Genomic DNA, 227 nt, shown 5'->3' on the forward strand with positions numbered 1-227 from the left:
AGCCTGCCCCAGGAAACCTTAGTCTTTCGGCGGATAGGATTCTCACCTATCTTGCGCTACTCATACCGGCATTCTCACTTCTAAAAGCTCCACTTATCTTCTCAGTTAAGCTTCGCCGCTTTTAGAACGCTCTCCTACCACGTGCATTACTGCACATCCACAGTTTCGGTACTATGCTTAGCCCCGGTAAATTTTCGGCGCAGCGTCACTCGACTAGTGAGCTATTA

General features: G+C 48.9%; 1 rRNA gene. It reads right to left on the reverse strand.

Going from position 1 to position 227, the window contains the following annotated elements:
• A 23S ribosomal RNA gene (locus H3T47_RS09215) occupies positions 1-227 on the reverse strand; the annotation flags it as partial.

The organism is Lactobacillus sp. W8093 (assembly GCF_016100925.1).
Classification (GTDB): Bacteria; Bacillota; Bacilli; order Lactobacillales; family Lactobacillaceae; genus Lactobacillus; species Lactobacillus helsingborgensis.